Genomic DNA, 15,311 nt, shown 5'->3' on the forward strand with positions numbered 1-15,311 from the left:
TCCAATTTTTTTGCCGTCGCAAGGTCTAAGATTATCTTATTCCAATAGGAATATAGATAACTTACCAAGGAGCGATGGGTATGCGCAAAATTAAAATGTTAAACAGAGTATCGATCGATGGTTATTTTTCCAGCAACAATGAAGCGACCTTTGGGATGGATTGGTTTATCCATGATCCGGAGGTTGACAAAACAGCGCATGTTATTGGCGGTAAGATGGATATACTGCTTTTGGGAGGCACGACATACCGTGGATTTGAACGGTCATGGGTACCTTTTCTGAATGATCCCAATGCACCGGAGCAATTGAAAAAGGTCGCGGAAGAGTTAACCGACATGACCAAGGTTGTTTTCTCCAAAACCATCACCCAATCAAATTGGTCAAACACCCAAATATATGATGGCGATCTGATTGAAGTCGTAATGCAATTGAAACATAACTCCAGCTCAGACATACTAGTGTTGGGAAGCGGTTCAATCGTTGAGCAGCTTGCCAATGAAAGACTGATTGACGAGTTTATTTTTATTGTTTCTCCGATTGTCGCCGGCGAAGGCAAATCTTTGTTCCCGCATGTTAAACAGCTGGATCTCACGCTGGTCGAGGCGAAAACATTTGAATCCGGAAACGTCATTCTTCATTACGTGTTAAAGAAGTAAATGCATCATAACAAAGCCGTCATTTCCGCAAATAAGCGGGTATGGCGCTTTTTCTATTTTAATATCTGAAAAAATAAATCATAAAATATAAAATAATGTTGAAGAAAATTTTCACCTATAATATAATGTGATCATAGAAAATAAATTTCTTGTAAATTAGCGGGGTGAGAAATTGGAAGAAGCACAGCATAATGTCGGTATATTTTTAAAGTTGAGGGAAATTGCTAATGATCTGACGTCCGCGGAAAAAAAAGTAGCTGATTGTATTATTCATTCCGGCGATAAAATTATACGGATGTCGATTACGGATTTAGCTCAAAAATGTGACAGCAGCGAATCGACGATTGTCCGATTATGCAAGAAGCTTCATTTAAAGGGGTATCAGGAACTAAGGGTAGCGTTGGCGCAGGATCTGGTTTCGCCGGTCAAGCAGATTCATGAGAAAGTCGATCTGAACGATACACCCGAGCAGACGATGCGAAAAGTGTTTCAGGCGGCGGCGCAGGCATTGAGCGATACCGAATCCGTACTGTCCGTAGACAATCTGGTGAAAGCGGTTGACTATATCAAGAATGCTTCAAGTATATCGTTTTTCGGAATCGGCGCTTCGGGAGTTATCGCATTGGACGCGTACTACCGCTTCTCCAAGCTTGGCATCAGCTGCCATTACGCGACGGACGGTCACAGTCAGACGAATAAAGCGGTTTTTTTGGGAGCTGGCGACGTTGTTATCGGCATATCCCATTCCGGTCGTACCCGCGATGTTATTCGCACATTGGATATTGCCAGAAGCAAGGGGGCCAATACAATCGCTGTAACCCAATTCGGTCATTCTCCGATTACCGAGGTGGCCGATACCGTATTATTTACTTCGTCCCGTGAAACCGCTTTTCGAACGGAAGCGATGGCGTCGCGCATTGCGCAAAGCGCGATTCTGGATTCGCTGTTTGTAAGCGCAGCCTTGACGAGGTATGAACAGGTGATCAAAAACTACGAGGAAGTCAGACAAGTGACAGCGGCAATGCGGATTGACCAGGCAAAGGACCTTCACAAAAAGGGTTGATTATAATCAGGAGGGTATTATTTATGAAAAGATCTTTCAAAATGTTCTCAATGATTGTTGCCGTTGCATTAGCGGCAGGCTGTACGAACGCACCGGCACCCTTGCCGGCGCCAGGCAATACCGGAGCCCCGGGAGCGACCGGTCCGAAGAAGGATTCGATCATCTATGCGCAGAGCGTAGCCGTCACTTCTCTGGATACGGCGGGAATGCAGCCGCAGGGTTACCCGTCCGGCTATGAGGCGGCGTTCGCTATTTACAACGGCTTGGTTAAATTTGACGACAAGCTGGAGTTTAAACCGGATCTGGCCGAGAAGTGGTCGACTTCCGCCGACGGGAAAACCTGGACGTTCAATCTGCGCCAGGGCGTCAAGTTTCAGGACGGCACTTCCTTCAATGCCGATGCCGTAGTCGGCATATATACGAAGATGCTGGACAAAACGTATAATACCGGAGCCTACACGCTGTGGGCGCCGATTGACAAAATTATCAAGGTTGACGACAATACCGTCCAGATCATCACTAAGGAGCCTTATGGAGGCTTGCTCAATACGCTTGCCCACGGATCGGCACTTATTCCAAGCACCGCCGCATTAGAAAAGTACGGCAAGGATATCGGTCTGCATCCGGTAGGCACGGGACCCTATGTATTGGATAAAATTGAACCGGGCACACAGGTGACAGTTAAAGCGAACGAAGCTTATTTTGGCGGCAAACCTGCATATAAGCAGATTACATTTAAATATGTAGGAGACGCCTCCTCGCGTATCGCTGCATTGAAGAGCGGCCAAGCCGATGTGATTGACGCTGTGCCGGTAGAACAGGCCGACGAGCTGAAATCAAGCCCGAGCATTGATCTGATCAACATTCCCGGGCTGCAAGTATTCGGTGTAGGCCTCAACCAGAATAATGCGATTCTTCAGGACAAAACCGTCCGTCAGGCATTAAATTCCGCGATTCAAAAAGAAGCTATTGTGAAGACGCTGTTTAAAGGATACGGAACCGTGCTGACTAGTCCGCTCGCTCCGAATACGACCGGATACGTGAAGGCCGGCGATTACGGCTACGATGTGGAGAAGACGAAGAAGATGTTGGCCGATGCAGGCTGGAAGGCCGGTGCTGACGGGATTCTTGAAAAGGGCGGTAAAAAGATGTCCTTCAAGCTGCGAACTCCGGACGGAATGTATCCGAATGATGTGATGGTGGCGGAAACCGTGAAAAGCCAGTTAAAAGCAATCGGAGTCGATGTGACAATCAACAAGGTGGAAAAATCGACCTTCTGGGACAGCATTAAAGTACCGCAGGCCAAGGTTGACTTTGATATGGTTCTGTTCGGCTACAATCCTTCGCATGGCAACGGAGGCATTCAGCTTGACGCATTGTTTGCAACAAATCCCGATCCCGCCAAAAATCCGCCGCAATGGAATTTTAACTGGTACAGCAACAAGCAGGCGGATGATCTTGTAGCGAAAGCGAATAAAGAGGTTGACCAGCAAAAACGGACCGATCTGCTCGGACAGGCGGAGAAAATCATTTGGGATGACGCGCCTTACATCTGGTTGTATGCGAAAAACAATATTTCCGCCAAGGCGAAAAATGTCGACGGCGTCAGCGTGCTTCCAGTCGTGTTCACATTGGTGCATCAAACGAAATAAGCGGCTCCTTGCCGAACATTGATTAACATGCCAATGGAGGGGTACCTGGTTGCTCAGGTACTCTCCGTATTTATGCGCCATGAAAGGAGGGGGAGGCATTGGCAGGCTACATTGTCCGCAGGTTCCTCTATTTGATAGTGCAAGTATTTGTTCTTTTAACTTTGATGTTTGTTCTGTTTCGGTTAGTGCCGGGCGATCCCGCCTCGCTTATATTGGGCGGAAATGCTTCGCAAGAGGAAATTGACCGGTTGCGGCACGCTATGGGCTTGGATAAAACGATTCTGCTCCAATATGTCGATTATTTATCGAACCTGATTCGGGGAAATCTGGGCGTTTCCGTCTCATACAACCTTCCGGTGATTCAAGTGATTGCCGGCCGCATTTGGCCGACTGTTCAGCTGATGCTGGTTAGCGTGGCTATTGCTGTAACCGTCGGCATTCCGGCCGGCATTATTTCGGGCCTTCGCCCGCGCGCAATCAGCAGCAGGTCGCTTTTGCTTATTTGGATCGGGTTTCTGGCGGTGCCGAATTTTTGGCTGGGCCTGCTGATGGTGCAGCTGTTCTCGGTAAAGCTGAACTGGCTGCCCGCGATCGGCTACGGCAGCTCGCTAGCGATGATTATGCCGGCTATAGCGATCTCAGCCCGACTGATCGCGCTAATCGCCCGGATGACAAGGACGGCCATGATGGAAGTGCTGCACGAAGATTTCATCCGCACAGCGGAGGCGAAGGGGATACCCGGCTGGAAGATTGTAGTCAAACACGCGCTCCGGCCTGCGCTTCCTCCGGTTATTACGATGATCGGTCTGCAGGCCGGCTACTTACTGGGCGGATCGGTTGTCGTGGAAAATTTGTTTTCTTATCCTGGCATGGGCCAATTGCTTCTATCCGCGCAAAACTTGCGCGACTACGCGCTGATGCAGGGGATTACCGTGTTTTTTGTAGGAAGCTTCCTGGCTATTAATTTAATCGTCGACTTGCTCTACGGCCGGATCGATCCGCGGATTCGCTATGATTAGGAGGTGACCGGAAGATGGCTTCCGAAGCGATAATACAGAAGAAGAGCAATTTTGCCGTCCGGCTCCTCAAGCCTTTGCTCAAAGAGTCGACTTTGGCGGTCGGGGGCGTTTTGCTGCTCATGTTCGTGCTGCTTAGTCTGTTTGCGCCTTGGATTACGCATTACGGTCCGGAGGATCAGGACCTGATGTCGGCCTTGCAGACGCCTTCGGCCGGGCATTGGTTCGGAACGGATGAGCTTGGGCGCGATATATTTTCAAGAGTAATTTACGCCGGCAGAATTGATTTGACGATCGCTATCGGCGGCGTGCTGCTGGCGTTTCTGCTGGCGCTGCCGTTCGGCTTGTCGGCCGGTTATTACGGGGGACGAATCGACCGGTGGATTTCAACCGTGTCCGAATCGATCCTGACCTTTCCCTCGCTGGTGCTGGCTATCATTATTGTGTCCATGATCGGCACCGGCAAGACGGGGCTGATCATCACGGTTATGATTACGCAGGCGCCGCAGCTTGTCCGTTATTTACGGGGCTTTGTATTCCAAATCCGCGAGATGGAATATATTACGGCGGCCAAAGCGGCGGGAAGCCGCACGCCGTTTATTATGATTCATCATGTGCTCCGCAATATTTTGGGGTCAAGCATGGTTATTTTAAGCCTGATGGCCAGTGAAGCGGTACTGGTTGCGGCGGCGCTCGGGTTTCTGGGGCTCGGCGTACAGCCGCCGGATCCTGAATGGGGGACGATGCTGAGCCGCAGCCGTTCCTATTTTACGCAGACGCCGCATTTGATGATATTCCCCGGTATGGCTATCGCTATGCTTATTCTTAGTTTTAATTTGCTGGGCGACGGATTGCGCGATTATTTGGATTCGAAAAAAAGATAGGATCTACAACACAACAGGGAGTGGAGATACGATGTTGAATGAAATGAAGACGAAGCTTCAGCTGGAAACGAAATACGCGCGTTTGGGAGAAGTGATCGATGCGCTTGTCTCCAAAGATTTTACGGCCAGAGGAATTTCCCATGAGCTTTATGAGGCGGCGAGAGCGCAAACGGGCTTGCCGCTGACGATGGCGGCGGCGGCGCATTTGCGCGCGCACGCCGGGATTGGCGACCGGGTGCTTATTTTTACCGGGTGGCCTTCCCGCTCATGGTTGATTAAAGGCTTGACCGAAACGGACGGCCCGGTCGGAGCGGCCGTGCTGGCAAGAGCGTTGGAGCAGACGCTCGGCGTAGTGCCGATCTTGGTCATGGAGAAATCGTTGATTCCGTTCGGCGAAGTTGCGCTTAGGGCAGCAGGATTAATCGTAAGCGACCTGGAAACGGCGTTGAAATCCAAGCCGGGACCTCCTTCCGCCTCCGTGGCGGCGGTCATTGACTATCCGGTAGAATGGGAGGAAGGCGTTCAAGCGGCAGCTCCGCTGCTGCAGCGTATTCAGCCTAAAGCGCTAATTTCGGTAGAGCTTCCCGGAGCCAACGCGAATCGCAAATATCACAACGTAACGGCGCGCGAAGTACCTTCCGAGCTGGTCGTTAAAGCGGATCTGCTGTTCCGCGAAGCCCGCAGCCGGGGCATTGCCACCATTGGAATCGGCGACGGCGGCAACGAGCTCGGGATGGGAAATGTCCGCGAAGCTATCGCAGCCCATTTGCCCAAGGGCGAAGTCATAGCGCCGGCTACCGAAGTCGATCTGCTCATTGCCTCCTGCATCTCCAACTGGGGAGCATGCGGTTTGGCAGCGGCTATTGCGGCGCTTACCGGCAAGCCGGAGGTGATCCGCGAAATCGATGTGGTCAGGATTACGGACCGGCTCGTGGACGCGGGAGCCATAGACGGGCTAACGGCTTACGTTGATCCGAAAAACGACGGCACCCGTCATGAGATCAACCGGGCGTTGATGAAATTTCTGCATATGTCGGTCATGATGCATCTTGACGGATGGATCAAAGGCTAGAGGGGGGGCGAAGCAAGATGAATCCGTTTGAGGCTGTTCAACTGCCGAGGGTTATTAATGCCGCAGGCAAAATGACTTATTTGGGAAGCTCGGCCGTTCTGCCGGAGGTAGCGGCGGCGATGTCCGCAGCGGCGCAGAGCTATGTCGATATGGCCGGGTTGAAGCAGACGGTACAGCGGCGTGTGGCGGAGCTGACGGGAGCGGAAGGCGCATGTATTACGTCCTGCGCGGCCGCCGGTATTGTCGTATCGGTTGCGGCGGTTTTGACGGGCACGGATATGGATAAAGTGGAAGCCTTGCCTGAAATAAAAGGAACCAGGCGCGAGGTTATTTTGCAGAAGGGCCATGCGGTAAGCTTCGGGGCGAACCTGACCCAAATGATCCGGATGACCGGAGCGGCGGTGAAGGAAATCGGAACGGTCAACGGAGTGAAGCCGTATCATCTCGAAGGCGCGATTACAGAAGCTACGGCGGCAATCGTTTATGTCGTTTCGCATCATGCCGTTTCCAATGAAATGCTCACCTTGGCCGAGGTGGTCGAAACAGCCGGAACGTATGGAATCCCGGTAATTGTAGATGCAGCGGCCGAGGTTGATTTGCGGCAGTATTTGGCGCAAGGCGCGGATCTCGCTGTGTACAGCGGCCACAAGGCTATCGGGGGACCTACGTCGGGCCTTGTGATCGGCCGTAAGGAGTTGATTGACGCCTGTATGCTGCAGGAAAAAGGATACGCCCGGGCCATGAAGATCGGCAAGGAAAATATTATGGGCTTCTACGCGGCATTGCAATGCTATTTGAAGGAAGACCCGGAGGAAACCGCAGGCCGGTTAACGGAAATTGTGGAGACGCTGCAAAAGGATATAGAGCACTGCGGCTTAACGGGGATCAGCACTAAAATTGTGAAGGATGCGACACGTCCGATACCGCGGTTGCAATTGATTGTCGGGGAGACGGCGCCTCTGGAAGCGAAGCAGCTGATTGCTGGAATGGAGCGGAACAATCCGTCGATTCGTACGAGAAACCATTCGGCGGATGCCGGAATGATCCAATTTGATCCGCGCGAGTTAAAAATAGAGGAAACAGCCGTTGTTGCCCAAGTGCTAAAGCAATTACTGGAAGGGTAAACTGAATTCATCAAGGAGTTGAAGCAGCTTATGAAATCATTTATAGAACGGGCCATAGGCGGAAAAGTATTGCTTAACATCCAGACGCGGTCTGTCGAGGCGTCCGTACAAGCGGCCGAGCTGCTGGGCAAGGCGGTTTTTACCGGCGTTATGGCCAAAGATTTTCCGGTATTGGAGGAAGGCGTACGATACATTCAGGCGCTGCAGGAACGGAAGGTACAGGTTTCGGCAGGACTCGGTGACGGCAGCGCGGATCAATGGGAGAAGGCGCTGCAGCTTGCTTTGCATACAGCGCCGCTGCATCTGAATCAAATATTTCCGGCCGCAGGGTTATCGCAGTACGCATTGCGGATGCAGGAGGCGCCAACACTGGTCAATGCAATGGTGAGACCTGCCGGACAACCCGGCATCGTTGATATCGGAACGGGTCCGCTCAGTCAACAAACCGGCAGTGCGCGTGTACCGGTTGAGGCGGCTTTGGCGATGATGAAGGAAGCGGGCGTTCAGTCCGTTAAATTTTTCCCTATTGAAGGCAGCAAGCGGCTGGAAGAGGTTCGTGCCGTTGCCCGGGCCGCTGCCAAGGAAGGCATGATGATTGAACCGACAGGGGGCATTACGCCGGACAACGCGGCGGAAATTGTGCAGGTATGCCTGGATGCCGGCGTTCCTTGCATTATGCCCCATCTTTACGGATCGCTGAAAAACCCGGAGACGGGCGACCTCGATAAGCGGAAGCTGGAAGCGACATATCGCAGCATTATGTCGCTGTTCGGGGAATAATGGGATGAGCCTGGCAGAAGGCCCGGTGCTTGCCGTCGATGTCGGCTCCTCTTCCATCAAAGCGGCGGTCATCGGTACTAACGGCAGAGCGGCGGTGACCAGCAAAGTTCCGCTGGCGGCGGCTGCAATCGGGGAACGCGTTGAGATCGGCACGGATGCGCTATGGGACGCTTTCGTCCGGTCGGTGCGATTGCTCAGTCGGGACGGTCAGGATCTGAAAGGATTGATCGGAATCGGCATCACGTCGCAAATGGCCGGATTGGTGATGCTGGATAAGGAAGGACGCCCGGTGCGCGATTGTATTCCCGGAGTTGACCGCAGGGGGACCTCCTACGTTGCAGAGCTTTCTCTCCGGGTTAAGGGCGTTGATATTGTTTCGCGCACCGGCTGCCCCTTATCCGGCATATACCCTGCGTCCAAGCTGCTCTGTTTGCAGGCAGAGGAGCCGGATGTGCTGAAGCGGACCGCTTATATAGGCGGAGTCAAGGAATATTTGCTCCAGAGATTGACAGGCGCGTGGGTAACGGATCCGGCTTCGGCCTCGGCAACCCAATTGTACGATCAGCAGTGCCGGGATTGGTGGCCGGAAATGTTGGAGGCGGCAGGTATCGATCCCGGACTTCTGCCGCAAATTTGCGATCCCGACCGTCTGGCCGGAACGCTTCTGCCGGAGGCGGGCAACAGGCTGGGTTTGCCGCCGGGTCTGCCTGTTGCCGTAGGGACAGGAGATGGGCCTGCGGCCAATCTTTCCAGCGGCTGCGTTGCGGAAGGGCAGCTCTGCATATCGTTAGGCACAACCGCGGTTGCCCGCTTTTGGTCGGAAGACGCAGGAGCGTTAACGGAAAAAGGCGGCTATTTCAGGCAGCATTTCGGCTGGAATATGTATTTGCAGGGCTTTCGGATGGAGGGAGCGGGGAGCCGGATTTCGGAGCTCCTGGCGCTCAGTGACACGGATAAGCATGCACAGAACGGCAAACTGCAATCGGTGCTTGATGATATATTGTTTAGGCTGTATGAATATATGGAGCCGTTTGTTGTTCGGGGGCGATTCCAGGAAATACGCCCGATCGGCGGAGGGATGCTCAGAGAAAGCTGGATGCAGGATATCGCGGATTTGTTCCGGCTTCCCGTCGTATTGACGGAAGGGGGGGACAGTACGTCGGGCGCCGCCATGCTGGTGATGAAGCATCTGAACAGCGGGACGGCCTGGAAAAATATATCGGATAAGATAGTTCGCATTCAAAAGGTGATAAGACCCGGCGTACAGGGGAGCGAAGCGATCCGGCGGCGGTACGAGCTATCCATTTCCAATATGAAAGGAGGCAGGCGCGGCCTATTCCGGTCTTAACGGCCGGGGGGTCGTATGCCGCAATGCGATGAAGGGGAAACTGCTTGAAGTGAAGGAGCTGGTTACCGATTTTACGACGGACCGGGGTACGTTTCACGTTGTGGATCGGATTTCGTTCGATGTAGAATACGGGGAGACGGTAGGACTCGTCGGCGAGTCCGGAAGCGGTAAAAGCATCACTTCCCTGTCTATCCTCGGTTTAATTAAGCCGCCTGGCCGAATTGCCGGAGGATCGGTTCTGTTCGAAGGCGATGAATTGACCGGCAAGTCGCCCAAGGAAATGGGCCGCATTCGAGGACGGGAAATGTCGATGATCTTCCAGGAGCCGATGACATCGCTTAATCCGGTGTTGACTGTCGGGGAGCAGATTGCCGAAACGGTCCGGTTGCATCAAGGGCTTTCGTCAAAGGAAGCGATGCAGCGGGCGGTAGAGATGCTGAAGAAAGTCGGCATACCGATGGCGGAGACGCGGGTAAGGCAGTATCCGCATCAGCTGTCCGGCGGAATGCGGCAGCGCGTAATGATTGCAATCGCTTTGTCGTGCAGCCCGAAGCTGCTCATTGCCGATGAGCCAACGACTGCGCTTGATGTAACGATTCAAGCGCAAATCCTGGAGCTGATGAAGTCGCTGAATCAGAATGACGGCACCGGCATTTTATTGGTTACGCATGATTTAGGAGTCGTAGCCGAAATGTGCAAGAAAGTCATTGTGATGTATGCGGGTCAAATTGTCGAGCAGGGACCGGCGTACGACATATTTCGCAATCCTTTGCATCCGTACACGGAAGCTTTGTTAAAATCGATTCCGAGAATCGGCGGCGCCCGGGAGAAGCTGTATTCGATTCCGGGTAATGTTCCTTCTCCCCATTCGATGCCTAAGGGGTGCAGATTCCATGCGCGCTGCCCCTATGCGTTCGAACGCTGTTCGAAAGAAGAGCCGGCGCTTATTGACGAAGGCAACGGCCGGCGCGTCCGCTGCTTGAAATACGACCCGGCGGCATCGGTGCGCGATGCAGGACTTAACGGCGGGGAAACGGCAAATTCGAGGTGAGCGGCACCTCTTTAAGGACGGTGAACAGCATGGAAACGTTGCTTCGCGTAGAAAATCTTACCAAATTTTTTCCGGTGAAACGAAAATTGTTCCAGAAGCCGGCGAATCCGGTAAAGGCCGTGAACGGACTGACCTTTGATATTTATGACGGAGAGACGCTTGCTCTCGTCGGCGAGTCCGGATGCGGAAAAAGCACGACGGGGCGCACGCTGCTCAGGCTTTTGGAGCCGACGTCAGGCAAAGTGACATTTCAAGGCCGCGACATCTTCACGCTCTCCAAGGAACAAATGAGGCAGGTTCGCAAGCATATGCAAATTATTTTTCAGGATCCTTTCGGCTCGCTCAATCCCCGTCTTAAAATAAAGGATATTATTGCCGAACCGCTAACGGCTCATAAAACCGGCAGCCACGAACAGAATAAGCAGCGGGTAAAGGAGCTGATGGAGGTAGTCGGTCTGAACGAGGAACAAATGGATCGCTACCCGCACGAGTTTTCCGGCGGCCAGCGGCAGCGGATCAGCATTGCCCGCGCTCTCGCGTTGAATCCTAAGCTGATCGTGTGCGATGAGGCCGTATCTGCACTCGATGTATCGATCCAATCCCAGGTGCTGAATTTGCTGCAGGAACTGCAGCGGCGGTTTGGCCTGACTTATTTGTTCATTTCGCATAATCTGAGTGTCGTGCATCACATCGCCGACCGGGTAGGCGTCATGTATCTTGGCAAGCTGGTTGAACTGGGCCGGGTGGACACGATCTACAATAAACCGGCTCATCCATATACGCAGTCGCTATTATCGGCAATTCCGGAGGTTAATCCCGAGCGGCAGCGGGAACGCATCATTCTGCAGGGGGATGTACCCAGTCCGGCAAATCCGCCGTCAGGCTGCCATTTTCATACCCGTTGTCCGTATGTGCAGCCGACTTGCAGCTCAAAGGTGCCCGAATTCCGGGAAATCGAGCCGGGTCATTGGACAGCCTGCCATTTTCCGTTGCAGAATGATTGAACAAAGCCAGCGGTCTCCGGCATATATATGTTATCCATTATAAAGATATAAATTACTATTAGTATCGTTCAATCTATAGAAAGTCAGGTTACAATGAAAACCGGATCTTGGCCCATCTTTATTTTTTACTGAAAAGCGGGGAAATAGCGCTATCGCTGCGGTGGGCAAGAACATATATTGTTTCGTTTCCGCGCGCTGCGCGGCTTTTTTCTTTTTGCCCCTAATTCAACCTCTGAATTGCTCCGTAATCAGAATTGAATGTGCTGTGAACCTATTATTCGGTAATTGGCAGACTTTGTAGCATGAATTCTTTTGATCCTCATGATAGAATGTCAGGGTACCAAAAAAACAGGCCGAAGCTAATCAATCGATTAAGCGCGGGGGAACCATCCTAATTGGGGTGAAGTCACATTTGGTGACCGGGTGATTGCTCTTTGACCCGAATCCGTCAGCTAACCTCGCAGGCCAAAAAAAGGAGAGGATAGTTTTGAATCGTTTTCACAAGATTGTTGTAACAGGCGCACTTATTTTAGCTCCGATCGTCAGTGCAGCTTCAGTTTCCGCTGCTCCTAATATGAATACCGCTCAGGATCCGATGGCGGTTGTTTCAAAAAATTATGGAGTAGATCTGAATTCCATGCTTCAAGGGAAAGATCTAAACTCTTTGTTGCAAGGGAAGGATCTAAACTCTTTGTTGCAAGGGAAGGATCTAAACTCTTTGCTGCAAGGGAAGGATCTAAACTCTTTGTTGCAAGGTAAGGATTTAAACTCTTTGTTGCAAGGTAAATTCGGGGGCGGAAATGGCAGCAGCGCTGGAAATAACAACTGCGCACCAGGAGCCGGAGATACAACCGGCGGCAGCCAGGTTCCTTCAGAAACACCTAATAAAGGTACAACCAACGATAGCCCGGCAAATGGAGCAGATTCCAACAGCAATACCAATAGTAATACAAACAGCGGCAACGGTTCTCTTGAAGGAACAAATAAAGACTCGTCTTCCTTCGCCGTGCAAGTGGTGGACCTTGTAAATCAAGAGCGTACCAAAGCAGGTCTCAAGCCGCTTACGAGCGATAAAGCGCTAACCGGAATGGCCCTTGATAAAGCTAAGGACATGTACAATAACAATTACTTTGACCATAATTCTCCAACCTTCGGTTCTCCGTTCGATATGATGAAAACCTATGGTATAACCTACAGTTATGCAGGAGAAAATATCGCTAAAGGGCAGCGTACGCCGCAAGAAGTAATGAATTCTTGGATGAACAGTGCGGGTCACCGTCAGAACATCTTAAGCCCTAACTTTACCCAGATCGGTGTAGCTTACTATAACGGGGAATGGGTGCAAGAATTTATTGCGAAATAATATAAGCTGGATATCAAGATAAGCTGACTTGTGACCCGCAAGATGGACACTTTGTAAAAGTGACCGTTTTGCGGGTCATTAATGTTTATAAAGCTAATATTACATTTTCAAATAGTTTACATAATGAGACTGTCGATCAATTGCGGGAACAGGCAACGACTTCTTTTGCCGCCGGATCGCCGGAGATTCGTCAATCGGGCCTGGCACGAAGTCCGTCGCAAATCACGGATACGATGACGACCGACCTATCCGCTTGGCCGGCACTTTGCTCCATGGCTAACAGGGTACCGACGATGAGGGCTTTCACCTGCTCGGCGCCGATGTCCGCCCGTACGGAACCGCTTTGTTGAGCACACTCGAGAAGCTTGCTTAACACGTCCAGTAACTGGTCGGAGATGCCGGTAGCAACGGCTTTCATGTCGATTTCGGTACCGGACACTGCCGCCGTCAATGCTTTGTTCGCCGCTCCTTCTTCAATCACACGCGAAATATATTGAAAAAAAGCTTCTCCGGGATCATCGAAATCGAGCAGAGACTCTGCCTCCTCGACAAGCTTTTGCTGGTACCGGTGAATGACCGCTTCGAAAAGCAACTCTTTGGTGGGGAAATTGCGATAAACCGTACCGATCCCCACACCGGCATGCCGGGCGATTTCTTCGATCCGGACGGAAAGCCCTTCCGCGGCAAAGACGGCGTGGGCCGCATCCAGAATTCGCGCTCGGTTTCGCTGGGCATCGACGCGAAGCGATTTGGGGCGGTCTGCATTGACGAGGGAGTCGGGTTGTGCAACACTGCCGTCCTGATGCGAGTTCATAGGATTAATTTTCATATTTGATATGCACCTCTCATCTTCATCATACCCGATCGCTTGCAGCTTTGACAAACGGAACTTATATTCCGTATAATGAAAAAGTGGAATATATATTCCGTTTGTGAAATGGATGGATGAAGCTAATCAAGCAAACGAGGGGGAGTACGTGATGCGCACGAGCAAATATGCCGTTATTGCCCGGTACGGCGGGCCGGAAGTATTGGAGATTGTCGAAAGAACCGTACCCGAACCGCAGCCGGGCGAGGTGCTGATTCGCAATTTGGCATCTACCGTTTCAATCGGGGACGTATGGATTCGAAACGGGCAACTGGCCTTTCCTTTCCGCAAAAAAGCGCCAAAATCGCCGGTTACGCCAGGCTCCGAAGTGGTCGGCATTGTCGAAAAGACGGGTGCCGGCGTTTCCGCTTTTCATCACGGCCAACTGGTCGCCGCGTTGACTGTATCCGGCGGAGGGTATTCCGAGCATGTATGTCTGGATCAGAACGAAATCATGGCGGTACCGGACGGCATCGAACCGGAGGATGCAGCCTGTCTGACGCTGAATTACGTATTGGCATATAGGATGCTCCATCAAGCGGCCAATGTCCGGGAAGGGGGATCCATCGTCGTCCTTGGCGCTTCGGGTGCGATCGGAACGGCTCTGCTTCAATTGGGGCGAATATCCGGTCTGGACATGGTCGGGACCGCTTCCGGGACGAAACATAATTTCGTTTCGAGCTTAGGCGCTATTCCGATCGACTACAGGCACGCGGATTACGTTCGTGAAATCAAAAACATCCGCCCAGACGGAGTGGATGCGGTATTCGACGGTGCAGCCGCCGACATCGGCCAATCTTACAGCCTTTTGAAAAGCAAAGGCCGTCTGATTGTCTACGGATTCTCATCCCCTAAGCTGATGCAGATGTTCCCGAGCCTGATACGGCTGCTGGCGCTTCGTCTTGTGCCGGACGGTAAGAAGGCTGCCTTTTTCAGCTTGCTGTTTGCACACACGAAAAATCCACAGTTATGGAAGGAGGACATGAATCGTTTGTTCCAATTGCTTCTCGACCGATCTATTCAACCGGCTATCGCGCATCGCTTTTCTCTCGAAGATATACGATCTGCGCATGAAGCTTTGGAACAGGGGAGTATTCCCGGAAGAATCATCTTGGCGATGAACCGCTCCTGAACGATCCAATGCTGCATCATTCTTTGTTGAAATCAATAAATGGGTATGATAAAATATTTTTAATTTAATGATTGGAGTTGAAAAGTATAATGTAATTTTTCTTGCTGATATAAAAATAATAAAACAATAAAGCGATATTTTTCGCATGTTTTATATTTTATATGCAAGAAAGTTACTTAATCTTTTCACTCAAACAATATATCCTCATCTAACTCCATGGCGGGTTGGATTTGCTGTATTTATTTGAGCTACAAGAAAGTAACTTTCTTGTAGCTTTTATATTTATTACAGGAGGATA

At 51.5% G+C, this 15,311-nt stretch carries 14 protein-coding genes and 1 riboswitch; of the genes, 13 read left to right on the forward strand and 1 reads right to left on the reverse strand.

The features are described from left to right. The first annotated feature begins 80 nt into the window (after positions 1-80). From E1757_RS28800 to E1757_RS28855, 12 genes are all read left to right on the forward strand, one after another. Entirely contained in the window at positions 81-656 is a 576-nt protein-coding gene (locus tag E1757_RS28800) for a dihydrofolate reductase family protein (RefSeq protein ID WP_133234748.1), read from the forward strand. A 172-nt stretch (positions 657-828) separates the two neighbouring features. Next, positions 829-1,719, forward strand: coding sequence for a MurR/RpiR family transcriptional regulator (locus E1757_RS28805; RefSeq protein ID WP_133234750.1), 891 nt, complete (start codon positions 829-831; stop codon positions 1,717-1,719). A gap of 23 nt (positions 1,720-1,742) precedes the next feature. Next, complete coding sequence (locus E1757_RS28810) at positions 1,743-3,371, forward strand: ABC transporter substrate-binding protein (RefSeq protein WP_133234752.1); 1,629 nt, start codon at positions 1,743-1,745, stop codon at positions 3,369-3,371. A 98-nt stretch (positions 3,372-3,469) separates the two neighbouring features. Further along, positions 3,470-4,390 (forward strand): ABC transporter permease, encoded by a 921-nt coding sequence (locus tag E1757_RS28815; protein WP_133234755.1) that lies wholly within the window; start codon positions 3,470-3,472, stop codon positions 4,388-4,390. 14 nt (positions 4,391-4,404) lie between these two features. Beyond that, the gene (locus tag E1757_RS28820; protein ID WP_133234757.1) at positions 4,405-5,271 is read left to right on the forward strand and encodes an ABC transporter permease; all 867 of its coding nucleotides are present in this window, start codon (positions 4,405-4,407) and stop codon (positions 5,269-5,271) included. A gap of 31 nt (positions 5,272-5,302) precedes the next feature. Next, a complete protein-coding gene (locus E1757_RS28825) occupies positions 5,303-6,343 on the forward strand; it encodes a glutamate cyclase domain-containing protein (RefSeq protein ID WP_133234759.1) in 1,041 nt (346 codons plus the stop codon). A 17-nt stretch (positions 6,344-6,360) separates the two neighbouring features. Next, entirely contained in the window at positions 6,361-7,467 is a 1,107-nt protein-coding gene (locus E1757_RS28830; protein WP_165972331.1) for an aminotransferase class V-fold PLP-dependent enzyme, read from the forward strand. Positions 7,468-7,497: 30 nt separating this feature from the next. After that, positions 7,498-8,247: a KDGP aldolase gene (locus E1757_RS28835; protein ID WP_133234765.1), complete on the forward strand. Its 750-nt coding sequence runs from the start codon at positions 7,498-7,500 to the stop codon at positions 8,245-8,247. 4 nt (positions 8,248-8,251) lie between these two features. Further along, positions 8,252-9,595, forward strand: coding sequence for a xylulokinase (locus tag E1757_RS28840; RefSeq protein ID WP_133234767.1), 1,344 nt, complete (start codon positions 8,252-8,254; stop codon positions 9,593-9,595). Positions 9,596-9,623: 28 nt separating this feature from the next. Next, positions 9,624-10,646, forward strand: coding sequence for an ABC transporter ATP-binding protein (locus tag E1757_RS28845; RefSeq protein ID WP_133234769.1), 1,023 nt, complete (start codon positions 9,624-9,626; stop codon positions 10,644-10,646). Positions 10,647-10,675: 29 nt separating this feature from the next. Further along, positions 10,676-11,650, forward strand: a complete 975-nt coding sequence (locus tag E1757_RS28850; protein WP_133234772.1) for an ABC transporter ATP-binding protein — start codon at positions 10,676-10,678, stop codon at positions 11,648-11,650. A gap of 341 nt (positions 11,651-11,991) precedes the next feature. Beyond that, positions 11,992-12,132: riboswitch (cyclic di-AMP (ydaO/yuaA leader) on the forward strand. A 5-nt stretch (positions 12,133-12,137) separates the two neighbouring features. Further along, positions 12,138-13,013 (forward strand): CAP domain-containing protein, encoded by an 876-nt coding sequence (locus tag E1757_RS28855; protein ID WP_246079620.1) that lies wholly within the window; start codon positions 12,138-12,140, stop codon positions 13,011-13,013. A 190-nt stretch (positions 13,014-13,203) separates the two neighbouring features. Here E1757_RS28855 and E1757_RS28860 read toward each other — a convergent pair whose 3' ends face one another. Next, entirely contained in the window at positions 13,204-13,842 is a 639-nt protein-coding gene (locus tag E1757_RS28860; RefSeq protein WP_220446549.1) for a TetR/AcrR family transcriptional regulator, read from the reverse strand. Between the two features lie 151 nt (positions 13,843-13,993). Between E1757_RS28860 and E1757_RS28865 the strand changes: the two genes are divergently transcribed. Continuing rightward, on the forward strand, positions 13,994-15,013 hold the full coding sequence (locus E1757_RS28865) for a medium chain dehydrogenase/reductase family protein (RefSeq protein ID WP_165972332.1): 1,020 nt from the start codon (positions 13,994-13,996) through the stop codon (positions 15,011-15,013). The last annotated feature ends 298 nt before the right edge of the window (positions 15,014-15,311 follow it).

The organism is Paenibacillus piri (assembly GCF_004354045.1).
Lineage (GTDB): Bacteria > Bacillota > Bacilli > Paenibacillales > NBRC-103111 > Paenibacillus_S > Paenibacillus_S piri.